Raw genomic sequence first — 24,963 nt, forward strand, 5'->3', positions numbered from 1 at the left:
GCTCACCTGTCCAGCGGGTCGCGGGCGATCTTGGCGTTGATTTCGGAAATGACCTTCTCGAAATCCTCGGCAAGCGAGAAATCCCGATAGACCGAGGCGTAGCGCACGAAGCCGACATCATCGAGGCTCTTCATGGCTTCCAGCACCTGCAGGCCGATCTGTTCGGAGGAGATCTCGGTCTCGCCGGAACTTTCAAGCCGGCGGACGATACCGGAGACGGCGCGCTCGATGCGATCGCGCTCGACCGGGCGTTTACGCAGCGCCACCTCGAAAGAGCGCACCAGCTTGTCGCGGTCGAAGGGCACCTTGCGGCCGGTCTTCTTGATGACCATCAGCTCGCGCAGTTGCACACGCTCGAACGTGGTGAAGCGGCCGCCGCAATCCGGGCAGATGCGCCGCCGGCGGATGGACGTGTTGTCCTCCGCCGGGCGCGAATCCTTGACCTGAGTATCTTCCGAACCGCAATAGGGGCAGCGCATCCCTACTCCTTATCCCATGTAGCCGTACATGGGGAAGCGGTCGGTGAGGCTGACCACCTTGCCGCGCACAGCGGCTTCGACGGCGGCGTTGCCTTCATCGGAATTGGCGACCTTCAGACCGTCGAGGACCTCGACGATCAGATTGCCGATCTCGCGGAATTCCGCTTCCTTGAAGCCGCGGGTCGTGCCGGCCGGCGCGCCGAGGCGCACACCCGAGGTGACGAAGGGCTTTTCCGGATCGAAGGGAATGCCGTTCTTGTTGCAGGTGACGTAGGCGCGGCCGAGGGCTGCCTCGGCGCGCTTGCCGGTGGCATTCTTCTTGCGCAGGTCGACCAGCATCAGGTGGTTGTCGGTGCCGCCGGAGACGACATCGAGGCCGCCGGCGACAAGCGTTTCAGCCAGTGCCTTGGCATTCTTGACGACCTGTGCGGCGTATTCCTTGAATTCCGGCTGCAGCGCCTCGCCGAAGGCAACGGCCTTGGCGGCGATGATGTGCATCAGCGGGCCACCCTGCAGACCAGGGAAGACAGCCGAATTGAACTTCTTCGCCAGATCCTCGTCATTGGTGAGGATGACGCCGCCGCGCGGGCCGCGCAGCGACTTGTGGGTCGTCGTCGTCGCGACATGGCAATGCGGGAACGGCGACGGATGAACGCCACCGGCGACTAGGCCGGCGATGTGGGCCATGTCGACCATGAGGTAGGCGCCAACCGAGTCGGCGATCTCGCGGAAGCGCTTCCAGTCCCAGATGCGGGAATAGGCAGTGCCGCCGGCGATGATGAGCTTCGGCTTGGTTTCCTCGGCCTTGCGGGCTACTTCATCCATGTCGAGCAGGTTGTCGCCTTCGCGCACGCCGTAGGAGACGACGTTGAACCACTTGCCGGACATGTTGACCGGCGAACCATGCGTGAGGTGGCCGCCCGAATTCAGGTCGAGCCCCATAAAGGTATCGCCGGGCTGCAGCAGCGCCAGGAACACGGCCTGGTTCATCTGCGAACCGGAATTCGGCTGGACGTTGGCGAAATTGACGCCGAACAGCTTCTTGGCGCGCTCGATCGCCAGCTCCTCGGCGATATCGACGAACTGGCAGCCACCGTAATAACGCTTGCCGGGATAACCCTCGGCATATTTGTTGGTCATGATGGAACCCTGGGCTTCCAGCACGGCGCGGGAGACGATATTCTCAGAAGCGATCAGTTCGATCTCGTGCCGTTGGCGACCGAGTTCCTTTCCGATCGCGCCGAAAATGTCCGGATCGACGTCCGCAAGCGAGCGATTGAAGAAGGATTCGGTGGAAGCATTGGTCATGGGCGGGCTCCTCAACTGGAATGCGCTGAGGTATTAGCCTTCCGCCGTGGCGAGGGCAATACGAAGAACGACATTTGCTGAGCAAAGCGCGCGCTCACGCTCTTTTGCGGTCGCTCCGAGCCGCATCTCCGATATAAAAAAACCGCGCCGGAAAGCGCGGTTTTCGATCACGATACAAAGGTCGCCGCTTATTACTGGACCGGCTGCTCCATGCCGGCCGTGGTGTCGAGCGCCAGCTCCGCATTGCCGTCCATCTGATAGATGTCGTCGCGGAACTGGACGATGCCGTCGGGCATGCCCCAGGCAGAGATGTAGACGAAATAGACCGGAACTTCCGTGGCGAGTTTGACCGGCGTGTTGACGCCGGTTGCGATCACCTGCTCCATCTGCTGGCGGTTCCAGCCGGGTGTCTCGCGCAAGAGCCAGTTCGACAAGTCGCGCACGTTCTGAACGCGGACGCAGCCCGACGATTCAAAGCGCATGAGCTTGTTGAACAGGCCCTGCTGCGGCGTGTCGTGCATATATTCGCCGTTCTTGTTGTAGAAGTTGATCTTCGTCGACGCCATGGCGTTGGTCTTGCCGGGGTCCTGACGGAACATCAGGTTCGGCGCCTCGCCGTTCCAGTCGATGGTCTCGGGAGCGACTTCGTTGCCCTTGCCGTCGAGCAGACGAATGGCATTCTTTTCGAGATAAGTCGGATCCTTGCGCATCAGCGGCATGATGTCTTTCTCGACGATCGAGCGCGGCGCAGTCCAATAAGGATTGAGGATGACCTCGTATATCTTCGAATTGACGAGATGCGTCGGGCGGCTGAGACGGCCGACAACCGCGGTGTGGCGCGTCGCGACACTGCCGTCTTCAACAGCCTCCACATAGGCGGCCGGGATGTTGACCATCAGGTGACGGCGGCCCAAGTCTTCAGGGAAGGTCTGCAGACGGACGACATTGGTGTTCAGCTGCTGCAGGCGGACATCGGCGGGGATGTTCATCGCCTTCAGCGTGAATTCGCCGAGAACGCCATCGGCCGGCAGGCCGTGACGCGCCTGGAAGCGCTTGACGGCGCCGTCGACATAGGAATCGAAGGCGTTGGACAGGCCGGCCTCGCGCGGCAGATCGCCGGTGATCGCGAGACGCTGGCGCAGCGCCTGGACGGCGGGAGAGCTGACGCCGAGCTGCAGACGCTGGTCACCGGGATTGACCTCAGGCCAGCCACCGGCTGCGGCGATCTGCTGATACTGCATGATTGCCTGCTGGGCGCTTGCGACCGATTGGGGCCCAAGGATCGGCGTGTTGGAAACCATGGCGGTCGCCGTGCGCGACGCCGCCTTGGCGTCGAACTGGTCGTCCCAGTTGCCGCGGCGCGGCGCGTTGATCAGCGTATCGAGCGCCGATTGCGCGAATGCCGGCGCGGCAAGCGCGCTGGCGCCAACCGTTGCCGCGGACGCAAGGAAGGCGCGGCGCGAGAGAGCTTCAATTCCGTTTTTCTTCGACATAGTCCCAACCACTGAATGCCGCTATAAAGAGAACCTGCGGCCTTTTGCGATATCACTGCGCTTTAACGCAGATCCCAGTCCATTCGTTGTCCGGCGCATCAAAAAATTCCGCTTGCCCCATCACAAGATTGCGATGCGGCAGCCTGAACATTCCTGATCGGTCTATTGAAAGCGCCGGTTGTTAAGCCTTCCGCTGCCACACCAATATGGCCAATTCGTGTTGCCGGGCCGGAAGACGGACTTGCCGACTGCGGGAAACAGGACACAACGAACCATATGACGGGGTAAAGCGTGCCGGTTAATAACGGCTAAAAAACGGCTTGAATACCGGGCTTTGCGCTTGCCTGCCATGCGTTGCAAAGATGCCACGCGAGAGCAAACGGCAAAAACCGGACGCGCAGGGACGCATCCGGTTTTGATCAACCCTGAAATGAGGTCAGGGGTCTCAGAGGCGATACAGGATCTGGTCGTTCCAGAAACGGTCCAGGCGCTGGAGCAGTTTGTTCATCTGCGTGAACTCGTCGGTGCCGATGCCGCCGACCTTGTCGATCGAGGCGATGTGGCGTTCGTAGAGCTTGGCCACCGTTTCGGCGATGTCCTGGCCGGTTTCGGTCAGGCTGATGCGGACCGAGCGGCGGTCGATGCGCGAGCGCTGGTGGTTGATGAAGCCGAGATCGACCAGCTTCTTGACGTTGTAGGAGACGTTGGAGCCGAGATAGTAGCCACGCGAGCGCAGCTCGCCGGCGGTCAGCTCGGAATTGCCGATGTTGAAAAGGAGCAGCGCCTGGATGGCGTTGACATCGCTGCGACCCTGGCGGTCGAATTCGTCCTTGATGACGTCGAGAAGACGACGGTGCAGACGTTCAACGAGATGAAGGGATTCCATGTAAAGATCACGGATGTCGTGGTCCTGCTGGTCACGGAAGGTCGATACCGCCTGCGGCTTGATTTTCGTGTTCATGTTAACTGCCTCACTGTTTGTTTGGCGGTGTGTTTTCTTCCCGCCTTGAGTGAGACCCTATCGAATACATATAAAATTCGACTTAAACCGCAGGCTTAACGGAGCCTTACCGGTAACTCCACGTTGTCTCAGGGTAAATCAACACTTACCTGGCGGCGATGCCGGCGCTTTTCCAGCCAGAGCAGCAGGCGGAAAATCAAGTAGACCACGGCGACAATGACATGCAGCAGGATGATCAACTGGTTGGGGCCGAAAATATTCGGCAGCAGGCCATACATGAGGATTTGTCCGCCGGCGGCCAGCACCCAGATGACCGGTCCCCAGGAGACGGTGAGCCAGAGGCCGAGGGAGGCGACGGGGAAGAGCACTGCGAGGCTGGTGCTCGCCACTTTCCATGGCAGGCTCAAAAGATCGAAGCGGCCGGCGCCGACCAGCGAATAGCCGACGAGCATGGCCCAATATTGCAGGCCGAACCAGAAGCAGGATAAGGCAACCAGTCTCAAGAAGAGAATGAAGAGGATATCCGCCAGTGTGCGTTTCGGTATCGTCGGGGATTCGGTTTCCATAGCGCAGACATCGGTTTGGGGTTGCATCTTCGCAAAAGCGCTGCGCGTCGGACAAGACGCGCCAAGGACGCTCTATAACATTGCGTTTGCGCATTACCTCGAAAATCGATTCCAGATTCGGGATTATGCGCCACCGGTTTTCCGCCGCGGCCAATCGTCCGGTTTGGATTTTCCAGGCGCCATGATAATGAGCGCTCCGATAAATGGAATGGGCCAGGGACAGATATCATGCAGGACAGGACTCATCTCGTCGACGAGATCACCGGCCATCGCCGCATGCGGCGCAACCGCAAGGCGGATTGGACACGCCGGCTGGTGCAGGAGAACCGGCTGACGGTCGACGACCTGATCTGGCCGATCTTCATCGTGCCAGGTTCCGGCATCATCGATCCGATCCCGGCCATGCCGGGCGTCAACCGCTTGAGCATCGACAAGGCTGTCGAAGCGGCGCGCGAAGCGGCCGGCCTCGGCATTCCCGCACTCGCCACCTTTCCGAATATCGAGATGGAGCTGCGCGACGAGACCGGCTCGAACAGCCTCGAAGCCAACAACCTGATCAATCAGGCGACGGCGGCGATCAAGAAGGCGGTGCCTGATATCGGCATCATTACCGATGTCGCGCTCGATCCCTTCACCAGCCACGGCCATGACGGCATTCTCAGAGGCGGCGAGATCGTCAATGACGAGACGGTCGACCAGGTGGCGCGCGCCGCCGTGATGCAGGCAGATGCCGGCGCCGATATCATCGCGCCGTCGGAGATGATGGACGGCCGCATCGGCGCGATCCGCATGGCGCTCGATGCGGCCGGCCACCAGAGCGTCGGCATCATGAGCTATGCGACGAAATTCGCCTCCGCCTTCTACGGTCCCTATCGCGAGGCGATCTCGACAGGCGGTCTGCTGAAAGGCGACAAGAAGACCTATTATATCGACCCCGCCAACGGCACAGAGGCGATCCGCGACGCGGCCCTCGACGTCAAGGAAGGTGCCGACATGCTGATGGTCAAGCCCGGCCTGCCCTATCTCGATATCTGCTGGCGGATGAAGGAGGCCTTTGGCCTGCCGACCTTCGCCTACCAGGTGTCCGGCGAATATACGCAGATCAAGGCGGCGGCGATGAATGGCTGGATCGATGGCGAGCGGGCGATGCTCGAAACGCTGCTGTCGTTCAAGCGGGCGGGTTGCGACGGCGTCCTCACCTATTTCGCGGTCGAAGTGGCGAAAATTCTCGCAAAGCGGTGACTGCATAATTCCTTAAATCGGAATCGATTTAAGGATAAAATTATGCAGCGATTCAAAGTGCTACAGCGTCCTTTGCGCATCTCAAAAAACGCGCGGCGCTGTAGTGCATGATGCCGAAAAGTGTCCGCGGTTTTCGGACGACATCATGCTCCATTTCTTTGATTTAGATGCGGATGGTTTTAGGCCGATCCGGCCTAAAACCATCCGCATCTGGGGCAGATTATTGCATTTTGGCCTGCCGATACCATATCAGCGGCATCGCTTTTCCTGAGGAGATTGAGATGAGCTACAACCCCAATCCGCTTTATGCCGCACCGGAGGACTGGCGCGCCTATAGCGGCGTGTTGAGCCGCCGGGTCTTCGCCTTCATCCTCGATTACGTCATCGTAGCGCTGCTCTGCATTCCCGCGGCGATCGTGCTGTTCTTCCTATCGATCGTTACGCTGGGGCTCGGCTTCTTTCTCTACCCTGCCCTCTTCGTCATCGTCGCCGGCATTTACTTCGGCCTGACGGTGGGCGGGCCGAGCCAGGCCTCGCTCGGCATGCGCGCCATGGGGATCGCAATCGTGCGCGTCGATGGACGGCCGATGGATTTCATGACGGCGATCGTGCATCTGGCACTGTTCTGGATCCTCAACTCGGTGCTGACGCCGCTCATTCTGCTTGCCGGCCTGTTTATCGAACGCAGCCGTCTCGTTCACGACCTGCTGGTCGGCACGGCGACGGTGCGCACGGCCTGAGACTTTGGCTGAGACCTTGGCTGAAATCCTAACTGCGATCCCGGGCGGAGACGAAATAAAGTCTCCGCCTTCTCTTTGCCGGCGGGCGCCAGCGCTCCATATCTAAAATTAGAAGACCGATATGAAGGGCGAAAAGCGCCCCGCTGTTGACGTTTTTTATTCTTAGGTCATGCTGTCAGGAAACGGCACGGTCTCGACAAGGAAATTTCCGCGACAAATGAATACGCAGACGACGCCATCACCGCAGTTTTATCTGACGGCCCCGGCTGCGTGTCCGTACCTGCCGCATGAGATGGAGCGCAAGGTGTTCACCCATCTGGTCGGCCCGCGCGCCGCCGAGATGAACGACATCCTGACGCAGGGCGGTTTCCGCCGCTCGCAGAACATCGCTTATCGCCCGGCCTGCGAATCCTGTCGCGCCTGCGTTTCCGTGCGAATTCTCGCCCAGGAATTCGAGCCGACGAAATCAATGAAGCGGGTGCTTGCCGCCAATTCCGACGTCATCGCCACCGAATTCGCAGCCCAGCCTTCCAGCGAGCAATATTCGCTGTTCCGACGCTATCTCGATTTTCGCCACCAGCAGGGCGGCATGTCCGACATGACCGTGCTCGACTATGCAATCATGGTGGAAGACACGCATGTGAATACGAGAATCATCGAATACCGTCGGCGTGAGGAAGGCTCAGGACTGGAGCAGCGTCCGAAGGGCGAGCTGCTCGCCGCCGCGCTCACCGACACGATGAGCGACGGGTTGTCGATGGTCTATTCCTATTTCAATCCGGCGCTTGAACGGCGTTCGCTCGGCACCTTCATGATTCTCGATCATGTCAGACGCACGAAAGCTCTGGGACTGCCGCATGTCTACCTCGGCTACTGGGTTCAAGGGTCGCGGAAAATGGACTACAAGACGCGCTTCCAGCCGCAGGAGCATCTGACCCCGCGCGGCTGGGAACGCTTCGATCCCTCGTCCATGCCCGAGAGCACCCACGACTGAATGTTCCCCACCGCACTTTCCGACCATCGGAAGGGCCTGCTGCTGACGGCGATCGGCGGGCTGGCGCTTTCCGTGGATATCCCCCTGATGAGGCTCGCTGACGGCGAGCTTTGGTCGATCCTTGCCGCGAGAAGCATCGCGACCCTTGGCGTGACGCTGCTGGTGGCAACGGCGCTCAGGATCGCCAAGGGGCGATGGCCAGTGCTCGTGCCGGGCTGGCCGGGCCTCGTCACCGGTCTGCTTTACGGCCTGACCACGGTGGTCTTCCTTCTCGCCGTTTTCAACACGTCGACAGCCAATGTCGTTTTTATCGTCGCCTTCAATCCGATGTTCGCCGCGCTTCTTTCCTGGATTTTCCTCAAGGAGCGGCCGGCGCTGGCAACGCTGATCGCCATGGCGGCGATGATCTTCGGCGTCGGCCTGATCGTCCGGGACGGGCTTTCGGGCGGCCATCTCTTCGGCGATACCATGGCGCTGCTTACCGCCTTCATCATTGCCGCCGCCATCACCATCAGCCGCGCCTCTCGCCGGGAGATGGGCTTCGTCTCGCTGCTTTCGACGGTGCTGCCGGCGGCGGTCGGCCTGATCTCGGTCATGCCGGCAGGCGGTTTTTCGATCGAGCATCCGGCCTGGATCCTCTTCAACGGCGCGGTGATGATGCCACTTGCCTTCTGGTGCCTGGCGACCGGGCCGCGTTACCTCTCCGCGCCGGAGGTGGGCATGTTCTACCTGCTCGAAACCGTGCTCGCACCGATCTGGGTCTGGCTGATCTTTGCGGAAACACCGGCGCCGATGACGCTGGTCGGCGGCGGCATCCTGGTGGCGGCGATCGCAGCCCATTCCGTCTGGATCGTGCGGAGGAAAAGCATCGTTCAAATGGCAGGCTAGGACGTTGTCGCCTGCTCGACCTCATGTTATAACTCCGTTACCACAGAGGACAAAACGATGAACGTCACAATCCGCAAGATCGGAAATTCCGAGGGTGTAATCATCCCTAAAGAGGTGCTGCAGCGGTTGGGCCTGAGCAGCGGCGACAGCCTGGAACTGCGAGAGATCGAGGGTAATATTCAGCTTGTACCGGAATCGGCCGATCTTGCCGAGCAAATGCGGGCAGCCCGCATCGGCATGGAAAAATATCGGGTGGCGCTCCGCGAACTCGCCAAATGATACGGCTTAAGTGGCTAAGCCGCCAAGCAATTGAAAATACGCACGATGAGCAAATTGCCGAGCATGGCGGTCTGGCTGGCCTGCGGGATGCCAATGCATTGGAAACCAGCTTGGCACGCCCGCTTAACAAGGCTGCATACGGCGAGACAGACATCTTCGTACTCGCCGCAGCCTATCTCTATGCCATTGTCAGAAACCACCCATTCGTGGATGAAAACAAGCGTACCGGCTATCTCGCGGCGTTTACCTTTCTCTACATCAACCGCTACGTCATCAATGCCGACAACGCGCAGGTCATTGCATTTGTACTAGACGTAGCCGCCGGCGAGATCGACGAAGAAGGTGCAACCCGCTTCCTGCGGGATTTCAGCATACCCCTCAGCCCGTAGCCTTGAACTGCTGCTGCTCCAATTCCCTGCCAAGACCTTCGACCACATGCGCCCAGCCTTGCCGGGTCTTTTCCTCGTGTTCGGCCCATTCGGCGCACATTTCATGGGTCAGCGTCAGACGGCTGCCGCCGCCGAGAGGCTCGATGTTGATCTCGACGCGGTCGCAATTGTGATCGTGCTCCTCGACGGAGAAACTGAAGACCATACGTTGCGGGCGCTTCAGTTCCAGGAAGACGCCCTGATGAAAAGCGTCGCCGGTCGGGCGGCGGTCGACGACGAAGAAACGGCCGCCGACATGCGGATCGATTTCGGCGCGAATGACATGACCGTCATCGGTCGCAAACAGGAAGCGGCGGGCGATTTCGGGGTTGAGCCAGGCGTCGTACACGGCAGCGGGCGGCACCCTATAGGTGTGGCTGACATGCAGTTTGATGGTGCTGGCGGGCATCGATTTTCCTCCGTTAAGGGCGCGCGCACTTTCCCCAAGCACACGGGCCGCGGCCATTCCGTCCGCCTCGGAGCCGGCCTGTTCATATTTTTGGTAACAGGGAAGAGATAGAGGAGTTGTCGCGCCCGCCAAGAGTCGGGCGCGGAATTTACTGGATAATTCCTTCAAACAGAATCGATTGAAGGATAAATTATCCAGCAAATCAAAGTGTTACAGCGTCTTTGCGCGTCTGAAAGGACGCGGGACGCTGTTATGCTTTAGCCGGCGAATTTGCCGCTGCGCGGGAAGCCCTTCGGCACGGTGCGACCGGCAGTGGCGCGATCGGCCAGCCACTCGGCGAGTTCGTCCTTGTTCTTCGTGAAGGTGCGGCCGGCGCTGTCTTCCCAGATGAGGCCGTCTGATATCGCGAAGCAGCGGACGTCGGAAATGCCGCCATCCTTGTAACGCTGGAGACGCACGCCCTTGCCGCGCGACATTTCCGGCACCTGCGCCAGCGGGAAGACCAGCAGTTTGCGGTTTTCGCCGACGACGGCGACATGGTCGCCGCTGACGGGCACGAGCAGCTGTGTTTCCTCGGGCAGCCCGACGTTCATGATCTGCTTGCCCTTGCGGGTATTGGCGACCAGCTCGGCTTCGGGAACGACGAAGCCGTTGCCGGCGGTCGAGACGATCAGCTGCTTGCGCGAGGGATCATGGACGAAAGCGGTCAGCACCGCCTGGTCGTTATCCATATCGACGATGATGCGCAGCGGCTCGCCGTGACCGCGGCCGCCCGGCAGCTTGTCACCGCCGAGCGTAAAGGCCTTGCCGCCGGTGGTGACGATCAGGATCTTGTCCGTGGTCTGCGCCGGGAAGGCGATCTTCAAGCCGTCGCCCTCCTTGAAGGTCAGCGCCGCCGTATCGGCGATATGGCCCTTCAACGCGCGGATCCAGCCCTTTTCGGAAATGACGACGGTGATCGGTTCCTTCTCGATCATCGCCTGCTGGATTGCTTCCTCGTCGGTCTCGGGCGCGTCGGCAAACTGGGTGCGGCGCCGGCCGACCTCGGTCGCCTTGGCAAATTTCTTCTTCACTTCGCCGATTTCCCAGGCGACCGTCTGCCACTGCTTGTCGTCGGAGGAAAGCAACGCCTCGATCTCGCCCTTCTCCTTGGTGAGTTCGTCGAATTCCTTGCGGATCTCGAACTCTTCCAGCTTGCGCAAGGCGCGCAACCGCATATTGAGGATCGCCTCGACCTGATTGTCGGTGAGATCCCAGCGCGCCATCATCACCGGCTTCGGCTCGTCCTCCTCGCGGATGATGCGGATGACCTCATCGATGTTGAGGTAGGCGACCAACAGGCCGCTGAGGATTTCGAGGCGTCTGTCGATCGCCGCCAGACGGAAGCGCGAACGGCGCTGCAGAACTTCACGGCGGTGGTCCAGCCACTCCTTCAACACCTCGTTCAGCGCCATGACCCGCGGGATGCGGCCCATGGAGAGCACGTTCATGTTGAGCGGGAAACGGCTTTCGAGTTCCGTCAGCTTGAACATCGATTCCATCAGGATCGTCGGATCGACGCTGCGGGTCTTCGGCACCAGCACGACACGAATGTCTTCGGCCGATTCGTCGCGAATATCCTCCAGCAGCGGCAGCTTGCGGGCGATGAGCAGCTCGGCGATTTTCTCGATCAGCCGCGATTTCTGCACCTGGAAGGGAATTTCGGTAATGACGATCTGGTAACCGCCGCGGCCGAGATCTTCCGTCTGCCATTTCGCCCGCACGCGGAAACCGCCGCGCCCGGTGCGGTAGCTCTCGATGATGCTGTCGCGGTTGTCGATGATGATGCCGCCGGTGGGGAAATCCGGGCCGGGAATGAATTCGACCAGCTTTTCGACGGTCGCATCGGGATGTTTGATCAGATGCAGGGCGGCGTCGCATAGCTCGTGGGCATTGTGCGACGGGATCGAGGTTGCCATGCCGACGGCGATGCCGGAGGAGCCGTTGGCGAGCAGGTTCGGGAAGGCGCCGGGAAGGACGACCGGCTCGGTATTCGATTCGTCGTAAGTATCACGGAAATCGACGGCATCCTGATCGATGCCTTCGAGCAGCAGTTCCGAGACCGCCGTCATCTTCGATTCGGTGTAACGCATGGCGGCGGGGCTATCGCCGTCGATATTGCCGAAATTGCCCTGGCCGTTGACCAGCGTGTAGCGCTGCGAAAAATCCTGGGCGAGACGAGCAAGCGCATCGTAGATCGACTGGTCGCCGTGCGGATGGTAGTTACCCATCACTTCGCCGACGATCTTGGCGCATTTCCTGAAGGCTGTATTCGGCCTCAGCCCCATCTCGTTCATCGCATAGACGATGCGGCGATGGACAGGCTTCAGCCCGTCGCGCACGTCAGGCAGGGCGCGGTGCATGATGGTCGACAACGCATAGGCAAGGTAACGCTGCTCGAGCGCCGCCTTGAGGTCGACCGGCTGGATGTGATCGTCGTCTCCGCCTGAAGGCGGCAAAATCTCTTGTCCCATAGGTTCTGACTAGCTCAGAAGAGGCCGGCGGGCAAGGAATCGGGGCCATTGCAGCTGTGGATGAAGTCTTGGGACCGACATCAAAGGATGAGACAAACGCTCCGCCGCAATTTGGACTTCGTTTGCCGTTCCTCTCAACAAAAATTTAGAGGTCGGCAAATATAAAGCAGGCCCAATCCGTAGTAGCATCACTGCAGATTTCCAACCGCCACCACGCCACCAGAGGAATCACCCCATGAACTTTTACCGGACAACGCGGCTGATGCTATCGAGCGCAGCCTTTTTATCGCTTGCCGGCTCGGCTTTCGCTCTCGACGGCGCCGATCTGCTGAAGAAGCTCAATGCCGCCTATGCCGCACAAGGCGGAACGATTTCGGCTGACAGCGTCGATATCGACGGCACGACCGCGACGCTGAAGAATGTCAGCGTCAAATCTGCCGGCGGCGAAAGCCTGGCCGTTGGCGAAGTCACCCTTTCCGGCGTCGAAGAAGACGAGGATGGCGGCTATTACATCGAAGAGGCCGCCTTCCCCGACATCAACACCACGAAAGACGGCGTCACGGTCACGGCGCAGGAGCTGACGCTCGGCGGCATCTCGATCCCGGCAACGCCGGGCGGCGACACGCTCGATACCATGATGCTCTACGAAACTGCCCATACCGGCCCACTGAAGGTGGTCAAGGATGGGGCGGAATTGTTCTCGGTGCTCGAAAGCGACGTCAACCTGACGCTGCGCGAAGACGAATCCGGCTTCGATTTCGACGGCGCCTTCAAAAGCATGAAGGCCGATCTCAGCAAGGCTGAGGATCCGCAGAGCAAGGACGCGATCGAGAAGCTGGCCCTGCAGCACATCCAGGGCGACATCACCATGAAGGGCGCCTGGGAACTGGCCCCCGGCACGATCGACATTTCGGAATTCGCCTTCGACTTCACCAACATCGGCAAGCTGAACCTTGGCTTCAAGATCTCGGGCTACACGATGGCCTTCGTGAAGTCGCTGCAGGATGCGATGAAGCAATCTGAAACCAGTGCGAACAAGGAAGAATCGCAGCAGGCGCTCGGTCTTGCCATGCTCGGCCTGATGCAGCAGCTGTCCTTCGAGGCCGCGCAGGTGCGCTTCGAAGATGCCTCGATCACCAAGCGCGCGCTCGATTATGCCGGTTCGCAGCAGAACATGTCGGGCAAGCAGATGGCGGATTCACTGAAGGCGATGACGCCGATCATGCTGGCGCAGCTCAATATCCCGGAACTGCAGAACGCCGTTTCGGCTGCCGTCAACACCTTCCTCGACGATCCGAAGAGCCTGACTGTCAAGGCAGCTCCTGAAAAGCCGGTACCGTTCCCGACGATCGTGGGCGCCGCCATGGGCGCTCCGAACACGCTGCCGCAGGTGCTCGGCGTCAAGGTTACCGCCAACGACTAATCGCTTCGATCTCGCGACGAAAGGCCCGGCAGTAGTGAACTGCCGGGCCTTTTCGTTTTCAGGCGCGATGACGGGCGACCTCGGCGATGGCGAGGACTGCGATATCAAGCAATTCCTCTAGAGATGCGCCGTCCCTCGCCTGCACCGACATGCCCTGGATGATGGCACCGAGGAACCGTGCCAGCGCGCGGGGGTTCGTCTCTGGCTTCATGTCGCCCTCGCGGATGCCACGCTCGATCCTCGCCGTGAAAGCGTCCAGCGACCGACGGCGCATCGCTGCGACATGGTCAGCGATCACCTCGTTCTCGCTGGCGCAGTTCAGCACGGCCGTCGAGATCATGCAGCCTTTCGGATGCTCCGGAGCCGAGAAAATCGCCGCCGAACCCCGCAATATGCGCTCGAAGGCGGAGACGGTATCGATCGGCTCGCCGAGCGCGGAAAACGTATCGGAGCCCAGCCCTCGGTATTGCTCCAACGCGGCGCGGTAAAGATCGGCCTTTGAGTTGAAGGCGGCATAAAGGCTTTGCGGCGTGATGCCCATGGCGGCGGTGAGATCGGCGATCGAGGCGCCCTCGTATCCATGCGCCCAGAATGTCTCGCGCGCCGCCGACAGCACCGTCTCGCGGTCGAAGGCCGGCGGACGGCCGCGGCGGCGGGCGGTAGATTTTTCCACGTCTCGGCTATTTTTCACAATGATCACTCTAGAAATTTGAAGCGGCTTTCTATATTCAGGAACGGTCATTGTGATTATAGAAGGTTTAATCTGATGAGTCTTCCCCTTGAAATGGCAGACGCCGACAGGAATTCATCGCTTGCAGCTGCAGTCGATGCGGCCATCACAAGTGCTCTCGACGACAAACGGCTTGTGGGAGCGGTGGTGCTTATCGCCCGTGACGGAGAGATCGTCCATCGCCGCGCCGCCGGCCTTGCCGACCGCGAATATGGTCTAGCGATGCGCGAGAACACCATTTTCAGGCTTGCCTCCATCACCAAGCCGATCGTCACCATCGCCGCGATGCGGCTTGTCGAGCAGGGAAAAATCGGGCTGGACGACACGGTGACGAGGTGGCTGCCGGACTTCCGACCGAGGCTGCCTGACGGCAGCGAAGCGATCATTCGCATCCGCCACCTGCTGACCCATACGTCCGGCCTCAGCTACAGCTTCTTCGAAGGGGACGATGCTTATGCCCGCGCCGGCGTTTCCGACGGCCTCGACGAACCGGGACTGCCGCTGGCCGAGAACCTGCGGCGGATCGCCAGCGCGCCACTGCGCTTCGCGCCGGGCAGCGACTGGCAATATTCCGTTGCCATGGATGTTCTGGGCGGCGTCATCGAGGCGGAAACCGGCGTGCCGCTGGGCGAGGCCATCGCTGATCTGGTGACGAAACCGCTTGGACTTGCCGATACCGCGTTTTCGGTTCGCGACCGCAGCCGGCTGGCAGCGGCCTATATGGACGCTTCACCCGAACCGGCGCTGATGGGCGAGACTGCGCTGGTGATGTCGCTGATGGGTCCCATCCGCTTCGCGCCGAACCGCATCTTCGACCCCACCTCCTATCATTCCGGCGGCGCCGGCATGGCGGGAACGGCGGGTGATATCCTGGCCATACTCGAAACCATCCGTAGGGGCGGCGCACCGCTGCTCTCGACCGAAACCGTAGGGATGATGATGACGGACCAGGCCGACGGCCAGCGCCAGCAGCACGAACCCGGCTCCGGCTTTGGCTTCGGCTGGTCAGTCATCACCAATCCGGCCGAGGCAGGCGTCCCCTTCCCCGAGGGCACGCTGAAATGGGGCGGCGTCTACGGCCATAGCTGGTTCATCGATCCGGTCAACGGGCTGACCGTCGTTGCGCTGACCAACACGACGCTGGAGGGCATGTGGGGCAAGTTCACAGTCGATCTTCGCGAGGCGATCTACGCGGCATTGTGAGCGACCGAACCAACAGAAAAGCCCGGCGATTTGCCGGGCTTTTGCATTTGGGATCAGACGATCTCAGTCTTTCTTGACCGGCGGGATCGGTCGGATCGAGAGCTCGCGCAGCTGCGTCGGCGCTGCCGGGCTCGGCGCGCCCATCAGCAGGTCCTGGGCCTGCTGGTTCATCGGGAACAGCGAGATTTCGCGCAGGTTCTTCGCGCCGACGAGCAGCATGACGATACGGTCGATGCCGAAGGCGGCGCCACCATGCGGGGGGGCGCCGTACTGGAAGGCGCGGTAGAGGCCACCGAAACGATCCTCGACATCCTGCTGGCTGAGGCCGACCTTCTCGAAGGCGGCGACCATGGTTTCCGGCGACTGGTTGCGGATCGAGCCCGAGGCGATTTCGAAGCCGTTGCAGACGGCGTCATACTGGAACGCCTTGATGGTCAGCGGATCCTGGTTCTGAAGCGCATCGAGGCCGCCCTGCGGCATGGAGAAGGGGTTGTGGGCGAAATCGACCTTCTTTTCTTCCTCGCTCCATTCGAAGAACGGGAAGTCGACGATCCAGCACAGTTCGAAACGGTCGCGATCGACAAGGTTCAGCTCTTCGCCGGCCTTGGTGCGGGCTTCACCGGCAAACTTGTAGAACTTCGCCGGATCGCCGGCAACGAAGAAGCAGGCGTCACCGTCATCGAGGCCGAGCTGGGTACGGATCGCGTCGGTGCGCTCCTCGCCGATGTTCTTTGCAAGCGGGCCGGCGCCCTCGAGCTTGTCACCTTCCTTGCGCCAGAAGATGTAGCCGAGGCCAGGCTGACCGGTCGACTGCGCCCAGGCATTCATGCGATCGCAGAACGCTCTTGAACCGCCGGTCTTGGCCGGAATAGCCCAGATCTCGACCTTCGGGTTGGAGGCGATCATGCCCGCGAAAACCTTGAAGCCCGAGCCGGCAAAATGCTCGGTCACGGCCTGCATGACGATCGGGTTGCGCAGATCGGGCTTGTCGGAGCCATATTTGCGAATCGCTTCGTCATAGGGGATGCGCGGCCATTCCTTGGTGACCGGCTTGCCTTCGGCGAATTCCTCGAAGATCGAGGTCATCAGCGGGCCCATCGTGTTCCAGACGTCTTCCTGGGTGACGAAGCTCATTTCGAGGTCGAGCTGGTAGAATTCGCCCGGCAGGCGATCGGCGCGCGGGTCTTCATCGCGGAAGCACGGCGCGATCTGGAAGTAACGGTCGAAGCCGGCAACCATCAGCAGCTGCTTGTACTGCTGCGGCGCCTGCGGCAGCGCGTAGAAAGTGCCGGGATGGATGCGCGACGGCACGAGGAAGTCGCGCGCGCCTTCCGGCGAGGAGGCCGTCAGGATCGGCGTCGTATATTCGGTGAAGCCGACATTGCTCATTTCGCGGCGCATGGCCGAGATGACCTGGGTGCGCTTGACGATGTTCCGGTGCAGCGTTTCGCGGCGAAGATCGAGGAAACGATACTTCAGGCGGACGTCTTCGGGATAGTCCGGCTCGCCGAAGACCGGCAGCGGCAATTCCTTGGCGGCGGAGAGGACTTCGATCTCCTGTGCGTAGAGCTCGATTTCGCCGGTCGCCATGGTCTTGTTGACCGTGTCTTCGGTACGGGCCTTGACGAGGCCGTCAATACGGATGACCCATTCGCCGCGCACGGTTTCCGCCATCTTGAAGGCCGGGCTGTCGGGATCGGCAACGACCTGGGTGATGCCGTAATGGTCGCGAAGATCGATGAAGAGAACGCCGCCATGGTCGCGAACGCGGTGAACCCAGCCGGAGATACGGACGGTCGAGCCGACATCCGACTTGCGGAGGGCGGCGCATGTGTGGCTGCGATAGCGATGCATGATCTCAAATCCTGGCATGTGGCTTAAGACGGCAGCAAGGGTTCCAAGACCCTCAAGCGCCGACAAGAAAATCGGGCGGAAAAGCGCATGGACGCTCCGATTTGTCAAGGCTTGGCGCACGCAGCCCGGCGTTTGACACGCGTTTATGGCGAGGCTGCGACCGGTATGCTGCGGCAGTTTGGCCGCGCTTCCTGTATTGATGAAGATGCCGGTCAACTTTAAAAGGATCGGCATTCTCACCGTGGAGCATCCGCATGCCTCTCCTTAGCCGCCGCAACCTTCTCAAGGCATCCGCTGTGGCGGGTGCCTATGGCGTCGGCATCGGCATTGCCGGTAAATTCGGATTTGCCGAGGCGGCTCCCGAGCCGCAGCTGCTGACGGCGGTGAAGACCGAGGCCATGCTGACCGAGGCGGGACCGACCAGGGATATCATGAGCTGGGGCCATGACAGCATGCCGCCGATTCTCAGGATGAGGAAGGGGCGACCCTATGCGGCGCGGCTGAAAAACGGGCTCGACGAGCCGACGACGATCCACTGGCACGGGCTTCGCATCGACAACCGCATGGACGGCGTGCCGTTCATGACGCAACCCTACGTCTATACCGGCGACAGCTTCGACTATGCCTTCACACCGCCCGATGCCGGCACATTCTGGTATCATCCACATTGCAACACGCTGACGCAGATGGGGCATGGGATGACCGGCGTCATCGTCGTCGAAGATCCGGCCGATCCGGAATTCGATGCCGAGGTGGTGCTGAACCTGCGCGACTGGCGGCTCGGCGGTGACGGGCAGTTCATCGCCGCCTTCCGGCCACGCGACGCGGCCAAGACCGGCACCTACGGCACGGTGCGCACCGCCAACTGGCACCAAGAGCCGCGATATGACGCGCCGGCCGGCGGGCTGGTGCGGCTGCGCATTGCCGTGACCGATGTGACGCGGATTTTCTCGCTGAAGATGGAAGGCGCCGAGGCCATCGTCATCGCGATCGACGGCAATCCGGTGCCGAAGCGTTTTCCCCTCGACCTCCTGCAGATCGGACCGGGCCAACGGCTCGATCTTGCCGTGCGCATGCCGGATGATGAAGGCGCGGTCGCGACGCTCGAGGATATCCGCGGCACGACGCCGAAGACGATCGCCAGCCTGCGCGCGGTCGGATCATCGTTGAAGCGCGCCATCGGCGATCTCGGGCCGCTTGTCGACAATCCCGTCCCGAAGGCCGATCTAACCGCTGCCGAGCAGATCCCGCTGGTGCTGAGCGCCACGGCCGAGAATGCCGCCGTCGAAAGCATCTGCGGCACGCTCGGCTACAGTTTCTGGGCCATCAACAAGGTGCCGTGGCCGGGCGACACGCCTGATCCGACGGCGCCGCTTGCGGAATTGAAGCTCGGCAAGAGCTATGTCTTCAATCTGGAGAATACCACGCCGCATGCGCATCCGATCCATCTGCACGGCATGAGCTTCACGGTGATCTCCTCCTCGACGCGGGAGGTGATGCCGCTCACCTCCGATACCTATCTCATCCAGCCGGACGAGAAGGTGCAGCTTGCCTTCGTCGCCGACAATCCCGGCGACTGGCTGCTGCATTGCCATATCATCGAGCATCAGAAGACGGGGATGACAAGTTATCTTAGGGTCAGCTGAGGCCGCCTGCACTTTCACCGCGATTGCGGCCATGCATCGTGCCTTGCCTCAGTTTGGACGTGATTCTTAGCCAGCAATGCTCGAAGCGTATGCTGTTGTATTGACATATCGAACCGAAAGGAGAAGGAAGGTTTAACCGACCTTTTCCTTGCGAATGAAATGATATGATCGAAACCACCGCCGATTTGGCGGCCGCCTGCAAAGAGCTGGCCAAGTCCGACTTCATCACCATCGACACCGAATTCCTGCGCGAAACGACCTTCTGGCCGGAGCTCTGCCTGATCCAGATGGCAAGCCCGACGACGGAAGTTCTCGTCGATCCGCTGGCCAAGGGCATCGATCTCGCCCCCTTCTTCGAGCTGATGGCCGATACGAAGGTGCTGAAGGTCTTTCATGCGGCCCGCCAGGACATCGAAATCATCTTCAATCGCGGCAATCTCATTCCGCATCCGATCTTCGACACGCAGGTCGCCGCCATGGTCTGCGGCTTTGGCGACAGCGTCTCCTATGACCAGTTGGTCAGCCGCATCAAGAACGTCCATATCGACAAGTCGTCGCGCTTCACCGACTGGAGCCGCCGGCCGCTTTCGGACAAACAGCTGGATTATGCGCTGGCCGACGTCACCCACCTGCGCGACGTCTACCTGTCGCTGAAGGCGGAACTTGATCGCGAAGGCCGCACCTCCTGGCTCTCCGAGGAAATGGACATTCTCGAGTCGCGCGAAACCTACGACATGCATCCAGACGATGCCTGGCAGCGGCTGAAGATGCGCCTGCGCAAACCGCAGGAGCTGGCGATCCTGAAATATGTCGCCGCCTGGCGCGAACGCGAGGCGCGCGCCCGCAACGTGCCGCGTTCGCGGGTGCTGAAGGATGATGCGATCTACGAGATCGCCCAGCAACAGCCCAAGGATACCGAGGCGCTCGGCCGTCTGCGCACCATTCCGAAGGGTTGGGAGCGCTCAACCTCCGGCGCCGCGGTCATCGAGGCCGTCAACACCGCGCTTGCTCTACCGAAGGCCGATATGCCGCATGCACCACGCCAGGCGCAGGCGCCCGAAGGGGCCGCTGCTGCCGTCGAATTGTTGAAGGTTCTGCTGAAGCTGATTTCGGAGAAACACGGCGTGGCGCCGAAGGTGATCGCCAACAGCGAAGATCTCGACAAGATCGCCGCCGAGGGCGAGAAGGCCGAAGTCGCTGCCCTGCACGGCTGGCGGCGCGATCTTTTCGGCGAGCCGGCACTGCAACTGATCCAGGGCGCGATCGCTCTGCGCTTCGTCGACCGGAAGGTCGAAACCGTCAGCCTCTGAGGCGGCTGCATCACGCCTTAAATCGGCATCGATTTGAGAATAGATTATGCAGCCATTCAAAGTGCTACAGCGCTGTAATTTCGAATTCGCTTGACGGTTTTTTCCGGCCTGAAACAATGGCGGGAACAAACATCACGGCGCAGAGGCGGCATGCGGGAAATATCTCCGACACAGAATTGGATCCTGATCACGATCGTCCTTGCGGCCAGCGGCGTCATCTATGATCTGATGTTCTACTCCAATCAGACGCCGATTGTCGGGGCGATCTTCGCGCTCTTCATCGGCATGCCGATCCTCGCCTTCGAGCGCAAGGTGCTGTTTCGAGCACTCTACCGGCGCATCCAGAAGCTGCCGACCTTCGCCTTCATCATCACCGAGCTGCTGATCTACGAAATCCTGATGAGCATCGGCTTTGCCTGCGCCGGCCTGCTGCTCTGGTCGCTCGGCATGGTGAAGCCGGTGTCGCTCCTCGACCTCGTCATCATGCCGTTCGAAGTCTTCGTCTATGCGTTGGCAGTCTGCACGATGCTGATCTTCGTCTTGCGCGTGCGAGAACTGCTTGGTCGTGAAGTTTTCCTCAGCATGCTCATCAGCCGCTACCGCAATCCGGTCCGGGAAGAGCGCGTCTTCCTCTTCATCGACCTCGTCGATTCGACGGCTTTTGCCGAAAAGCACGGCGACCTCAGGGCGCAACAGCTGCTCAGCTCGCTGTTTGCGACCTTCGCCGAGCCCGTCAGGCGCCACAAGGGCATGATCAACGACTATGTCGGCGATGCAGCGATCATCACCTGGCCGCTTGCCCGCGGCGTCAAGAATGCGCGCTGCGTGCGCTGCATCTTCGATATCCTTGCCGATATCGAAGCCAATGCCGCCGGCTGGCGGAAAAATTACGGGCAGGTGCCGAAGCTCCGCGCCGCCCTTCACGGCGGCGAGATCATCACCGCCGAAATCGGCGTCGACCATCACAAGATCAGCTATTTCGGCGATACGGTGAACACCACCGCCCGGCTGGAGACGCTCTGCCGCAGTCTGAACCGATCGATTCTGATCTCCAGCGAGCTTGCCCGGCGCATGAAATTTCCCGATGACATATCCTGCGAGGATCTCGGCACCCATGCCGTGAAGGGGCGCGGCCAGGCGCTCGGCGTCATGGCGCTTTCCTCGCGCGCGGTCACCGTGCTGAACACGCCGGCGGTCATTCTGCACGGCTGAGCACGGTCTGACCTCACGTCACCAAAGCTTCACTCAACCGTCAATTCGCTGACATTAAAGCCCTGCTAAGCGGAAGGCCTTTGCAATCCGTTCCACGGGGATATTATGAAGAACGTCCTTTTTGCTTCCGTATCGCTTTTCATCCTGGTCGCGGGCGCCGCTTCGGCCGACCAGCAGCAGTTCCCGGCCAAGCTCGCCGGCCAGGCGATCCTGCCTGCCAACACCATGGTTCCGGCACCGGCCGATGCCCCCGAATTCCTCAAGCATTCCGGCAAGTTTACGACGCCGGACCGCAAGCGCACCGAAGCGTTCGGCACCGTTCCCGGTAAGGACGGCGCCCGCGTCACCGATCTGAAGCTTCCCTTCGACGGCCAGCCGATCCAGGGCTTCTCCGGCGTCAAGACGATGACCGACGGCACCTTCTGGACGCTCTCCGACAACGGCTTCGGCTCGAAGTCCAATTCGTCGGACTCCATGCTCTTCCTGCACCAGATGAAGTTCGACTGGGCCGGCAACAAGGCTGAAGTCGTCAAGAACCTCTTCCTCTCCGATCCGAACAAGATCGCCCCGTTCCCGATCGTTCTCGAAGGCAGCGACACGCGTTATCTCACCGGCGCCGACTTCGACATCGAGTCGATCCAGCCGGTTGCCGACGGCTTCTGGCTCGGCGACGAATTCGGTCCCTACATCCTGAAGTTCGACACGTCAGGCCGCCTCACCGACGTCATCCCGACGACGCTCGACGGCAAGCCGGTGCTTTCGCCCGACAATCCGCTTCTCTCGGTTCCGGCCAACCCGGCCGCCAAGATGCCGGTCTTCAATCTGAAGCGCTCCGGCGGCTTCGAAGGCCTCGCCATGTCGAAGGACGGCGCCAAGCTCTACGGCCTGCTCGAAGGCGCCATCTACAAGGATGACGGCACGGTGGAAACGGTCGACGGCCACACCGCCATCCGCGTCATCGAGTTCGATGTCGCTTCCAAGAAGTGGACCGGCCGCAGCTGGCTCTATCCGTTCGAAGACAAGGGTGTGTCGATCGGCGACTTCAACATGCTCGACGAAACGACCGCTCTCGTCATCGAGCGCGACAACGGCGCCGGCACGACGGACAAGGCCTGCGCCGACCCGAAGCAGCCGAAGCCGGATTGCTTCGAAGCTCCGGCCGTGCTGAAGCGCGTCTACAAGATCGAGTTCAACGATGCCAATGTCGGCAAAGCCGTCCGCAAGATCGGCTATATCGACCTGCTGAACATCCAGGACCCCGACAACAAGAAGAAGGCCGGCAGCAAGGACGGCGTCTACGACATGCCGTTCGTGACGATCGAAAACGTCGACCGCGTCGACGCCACGCATATCATTATCGGCAACGACAACAACCTGCCCTTCTCGGCCGGCCGCGCCGTCGACAAGGCCGACAATGACGAGTTCAGCCTTCTCGAAGTCGGCGAGTTCCTGAACGCGAAGTAATTCGGCGTTCTGGTGTGAAGTGCAGAGGGTGGCGCGAAGGCGCCGCCCTTTTGTTTATGGCAGTTGGATATTTGGCGGCATGCCGTGTGTGCCCCCCCTCTGCCCTGCCGGGCATCTCCCCCACAGGTGGGGAGATTGGCTGGGCGCACCAGCTTCCCCAAACAATGAGCGTCCAGCACGGCGAAACGGTAGATGGGCAGGAAGTTCATGCCACTTGTGATCTCCCCACCTGTGAGGGAGATGCCCGGCAGGGCAGAGGGGGCTGGTACGGCACAACGGCCGCAAATCAGACCTACTCGAACCGAAACGCCAACCGCTTGTTCGTCAGCCTCGACAACTGCTGCAGGCGGCCGTCCAGGCGTTCGCCGGCGAAGTCGCGATACTCGGGCGGCACGACAAATTCGAGGTCGATGTCCGGGCTCGACGACTTGCGGAAGGTCAGATTCTTGACGATGCCGGGCATCGAGGCCGAGAAGAGGTAGACGACGCGCAGCATGCCGCCGAGCAGCTTGGCGCGCTCGATGAGCTGCGGCGTGGCGATCTGCGCCAGTTGACCGGTGGCGCCGTCGTCATGCAGGCCTTCGAAACGGTAATAGTTGGAAAGCGCGATAAAGGCGCGGCCGGGATGACTGATGCCGACGAAAGAGGAGTGGGCGATGACGTTCAGCGCCTGCAGGCCGCGATAGTCCGGATGGGCGCGCCAGCTGATATCGGCCAGCAGACAGGCCGCCTGACGGTAGCGGCTTTCCTCTTGGGTTTCCTGGATGCCGAAGAGGGGCATCATGCGGCCGGTCCATTCCGCCAGCTCGCGGGCATGCTCCGGCGAACGGGCACGCAGGATCGCCAGTTCGCCGGCGGCGGCAAGCAGCGGATCCAGGCGGCGCTCGGACTCCGACAGCAGCGAATAGAGATATCCCTCGCGCACACCCTGCGCCGAGAAGGAAATCACCGACGGCTTCATCGCGCTCAGGACTTCCTTCATGGCGATAGCGCCGAAGGGCAGCAGCGAACGGCGGTGCTTGGAAACGGCCTGCAGCGCCGGCTCCCTGGAATCGCGCGCGGTCACCTGTTCGAGGAACAGCATCATCGCTTCGAGCGACACCTCATAGCCCTGCATCATATGCAGCGGATAATGGGTGATTTCCATGTGCAGCTTGGCAATGTTTCTCCAGGTGCCGCCGACGGCGTAGAAGGTGCGCCCCTCGCCTTTCGACAGCAGCTTTGCCGTCTTCAGCTGCTTTCGGGCAAAGGTCTGGGCCTTGGAAAGCGAGCCGCCGGCATATTCCGACAGGCGCAGGCCGCCGAGCGGCAGCGTGATGCCCTTGCCGAACTCCTTGCCCTTGATATCGATCAGTTCCAGCGAGCCGCCACCGAGGTCGCCGGCAATGCCATCAGGATTGTAGAAACCGCTGATGATGCCGAGCGAGGCGAATTTTGCCTCTTCCTCGCCCGAGAGCACGCGAACCTTGCGGTTAAGGATGGTTTCTGCCTGATGGATGAAATCAGGACCGTTGCTCGCCTCGCGCGCGGCCGCCGTCGCCAGCACATACATGGTGGCAGCGCGCGCCTGGTCGGACAGAGCCTTGAAACGGTGCAGCGCCGCCAAAGCCCGCGCGACGCTGTCTTCATCCATCTTGCCGGTAAGGGCGACGCCCTTGCCGAGGCCGCAGAGGACCTTTTCGTTGAAGAGGACGGTCGGCGAACGGGACATGCCTTCGTAGACGACAAGACGAATGGAATTCGATCCAATATCGACGACGGAGACCGGGGCGATCCCCGGAAGGCGCCCCTGGGCTTCAGATTCAACCATTTAGGTCCAGT

The 24,963-nt window shown here is 61.1% G+C and carries 22 protein-coding genes; 12 read left to right on the forward strand and 10 right to left on the reverse strand.

What is annotated here, in order from left to right:
* Positions 1-2: 2 nt before the first annotated feature.
* The 5 genes from nrdR to FFM53_RS04915 all read right to left on the reverse strand — a co-directional run bounded on the left by nrdR (position 3) and on the right by FFM53_RS04915 (position 4,807).
* Positions 3-479 (reverse strand): transcriptional regulator NrdR, encoded by a 477-nt coding sequence (gene nrdR, locus FFM53_RS04895; protein WP_003547190.1) that lies wholly within the window; start codon positions 477-479, stop codon positions 3-5.
* 9 nt (positions 480-488) lie between these two features.
* Positions 489-1,787, reverse strand: a complete 1,299-nt coding sequence (glyA, locus tag FFM53_RS04900) for a serine hydroxymethyltransferase (protein ID WP_029872910.1) — start codon at positions 1,785-1,787, stop codon at positions 489-491.
* A gap of 191 nt (positions 1,788-1,978) precedes the next feature.
* On the reverse strand, positions 1,979-3,280 hold the full coding sequence (locus tag FFM53_RS04905; protein WP_012756884.1) for a L,D-transpeptidase family protein: 1,302 nt from the start codon (positions 3,278-3,280) through the stop codon (positions 1,979-1,981).
* 445 nt (positions 3,281-3,725) lie between these two features.
* Positions 3,726-4,241: a transcriptional regulator LdtR gene (ldtR, locus tag FFM53_RS04910; protein WP_003547156.1), complete on the reverse strand. Its 516-nt coding sequence runs from the start codon at positions 4,239-4,241 to the stop codon at positions 3,726-3,728.
* Positions 4,242-4,369: 128 nt separating this feature from the next.
* Positions 4,370-4,807, reverse strand: coding sequence for a DUF6163 family protein (locus FFM53_RS04915; protein ID WP_064653904.1), 438 nt, complete (start codon positions 4,805-4,807; stop codon positions 4,370-4,372).
* Positions 4,808-5,035: 228 nt separating this feature from the next.
* Between FFM53_RS04915 and hemB the strand changes: the two genes are divergently transcribed.
* From hemB to FFM53_RS04945, 6 genes are all read left to right on the forward strand, one after another.
* A complete protein-coding gene (hemB, locus tag FFM53_RS04920) occupies positions 5,036-6,049 on the forward strand; it encodes a porphobilinogen synthase (protein WP_138387597.1) in 1,014 nt (337 codons plus the stop codon).
* A gap of 281 nt (positions 6,050-6,330) precedes the next feature.
* Positions 6,331-6,789, forward strand: a complete 459-nt coding sequence (locus FFM53_RS04925) for an RDD family protein (protein WP_003547150.1) — start codon at positions 6,331-6,333, stop codon at positions 6,787-6,789.
* Positions 6,790-7,006: 217 nt separating this feature from the next.
* Positions 7,007-7,783 carry an arginyltransferase gene (locus FFM53_RS04930; protein WP_025394017.1) on the forward strand — a complete coding sequence of 259 codons (777 nt, stop codon included), beginning with the start codon at positions 7,007-7,009 and terminating at the stop codon, positions 7,781-7,783.
* Positions 7,784-8,671, forward strand: a complete 888-nt coding sequence (locus tag FFM53_RS04935; RefSeq protein WP_138328321.1) for a DMT family transporter — start codon at positions 7,784-7,786, stop codon at positions 8,669-8,671.
* A gap of 57 nt (positions 8,672-8,728) precedes the next feature.
* Positions 8,729-8,950 carry an AbrB/MazE/SpoVT family DNA-binding domain-containing protein gene (locus tag FFM53_RS04940; RefSeq protein ID WP_018070513.1) on the forward strand — a complete coding sequence of 74 codons (222 nt, stop codon included), beginning with the start codon at positions 8,729-8,731 and terminating at the stop codon, positions 8,948-8,950.
* Positions 8,947-9,339, forward strand: a complete 393-nt coding sequence (locus FFM53_RS04945) for a type II toxin-antitoxin system death-on-curing family toxin (protein WP_138387598.1) — start codon at positions 8,947-8,949, stop codon at positions 9,337-9,339. The genes FFM53_RS04940 and FFM53_RS04945 overlap by 4 nt, the downstream gene beginning before the upstream one ends.
* Here the strand turns inward: FFM53_RS04945 and FFM53_RS04950 are convergent.
* Positions 9,329-9,787, reverse strand: coding sequence for an SRPBCC family protein (locus FFM53_RS04950; protein WP_138328323.1), 459 nt, complete (start codon positions 9,785-9,787; stop codon positions 9,329-9,331). The genes FFM53_RS04945 and FFM53_RS04950 overlap by 11 nt on opposite strands.
* Positions 9,788-10,044: 257 nt before the next feature.
* Entirely contained in the window at positions 10,045-12,300 is a 2,256-nt protein-coding gene (gene parC / locus FFM53_RS04955; RefSeq protein WP_138328324.1) for a DNA topoisomerase IV subunit A, read from the reverse strand.
* 235 nt (positions 12,301-12,535) lie between these two features.
* Between parC and FFM53_RS04960 the strand changes: the two genes are divergently transcribed.
* Positions 12,536-13,723, forward strand: coding sequence for a DUF945 domain-containing protein (locus tag FFM53_RS04960; protein WP_138387599.1), 1,188 nt, complete (start codon positions 12,536-12,538; stop codon positions 13,721-13,723).
* Positions 13,724-13,781: 58 nt separating this feature from the next.
* Here FFM53_RS04960 and FFM53_RS04965 read toward each other — a convergent pair whose 3' ends face one another.
* Entirely contained in the window at positions 13,782-14,423 is a 642-nt protein-coding gene (locus FFM53_RS04965; RefSeq protein ID WP_138328326.1) for a TetR/AcrR family transcriptional regulator, read from the reverse strand.
* Between the two features lie 66 nt (positions 14,424-14,489).
* Here FFM53_RS04965 and FFM53_RS04970 point away from each other — a divergent pair, with 66 nt between their 5' ends.
* Positions 14,490-15,656, forward strand: a complete 1,167-nt coding sequence (locus FFM53_RS04970; protein WP_138387600.1) for a serine hydrolase domain-containing protein — start codon at positions 14,490-14,492, stop codon at positions 15,654-15,656.
* Between the two features lie 63 nt (positions 15,657-15,719).
* On the opposite strand, the gene aspS is transcribed toward FFM53_RS04970, so the two are convergent.
* Positions 15,720-17,510: an aspartate--tRNA ligase gene (gene aspS / locus FFM53_RS04975; protein ID WP_138328328.1), complete on the reverse strand. Its 1,791-nt coding sequence runs from the start codon at positions 17,508-17,510 to the stop codon at positions 15,720-15,722.
* Between the two features lie 254 nt (positions 17,511-17,764).
* Here aspS and FFM53_RS04980 point away from each other — a divergent pair, with 254 nt between their 5' ends.
* The 4 genes from FFM53_RS04980 to FFM53_RS04995 all read left to right on the forward strand — a co-directional run bounded on the left by FFM53_RS04980 (position 17,765) and on the right by FFM53_RS04995 (position 23,142).
* Positions 17,765-19,156, forward strand: a complete 1,392-nt coding sequence (locus tag FFM53_RS04980; RefSeq protein ID WP_138387601.1) for a multicopper oxidase family protein — start codon at positions 17,765-17,767, stop codon at positions 19,154-19,156.
* Positions 19,157-19,320: 164 nt separating this feature from the next.
* Positions 19,321-20,466 carry a ribonuclease D gene (rnd, locus tag FFM53_RS04985; protein WP_003558275.1) on the forward strand — a complete coding sequence of 382 codons (1,146 nt, stop codon included), beginning with the start codon at positions 19,321-19,323 and terminating at the stop codon, positions 20,464-20,466.
* Positions 20,467-20,616: 150 nt separating this feature from the next.
* On the forward strand, positions 20,617-21,678 hold the full coding sequence (locus FFM53_RS04990) for an adenylate/guanylate cyclase domain-containing protein (protein ID WP_138387602.1): 1,062 nt from the start codon (positions 20,617-20,619) through the stop codon (positions 21,676-21,678).
* Positions 21,679-21,783: 105 nt separating this feature from the next.
* The gene (locus FFM53_RS04995; RefSeq protein ID WP_138387603.1) at positions 21,784-23,142 is read left to right on the forward strand and encodes an esterase-like activity of phytase family protein; all 1,359 of its coding nucleotides are present in this window, start codon (positions 21,784-21,786) and stop codon (positions 23,140-23,142) included.
* A 292-nt stretch (positions 23,143-23,434) separates the two neighbouring features.
* On the opposite strand, the gene ppx is transcribed toward FFM53_RS04995, so the two are convergent.
* Positions 23,435-24,952 carry an exopolyphosphatase gene (gene ppx, locus FFM53_RS05000; protein ID WP_138387604.1) on the reverse strand — a complete coding sequence of 506 codons (1,518 nt, stop codon included), beginning with the start codon at positions 24,950-24,952 and terminating at the stop codon, positions 23,435-23,437.
* Positions 24,953-24,963 lie beyond the last annotated feature (11 nt).

The organism is Rhizobium indicum, assembly GCF_005862305.2.
GTDB lineage: Bacteria > Pseudomonadota > Alphaproteobacteria > Rhizobiales > Rhizobiaceae > Rhizobium > Rhizobium indicum.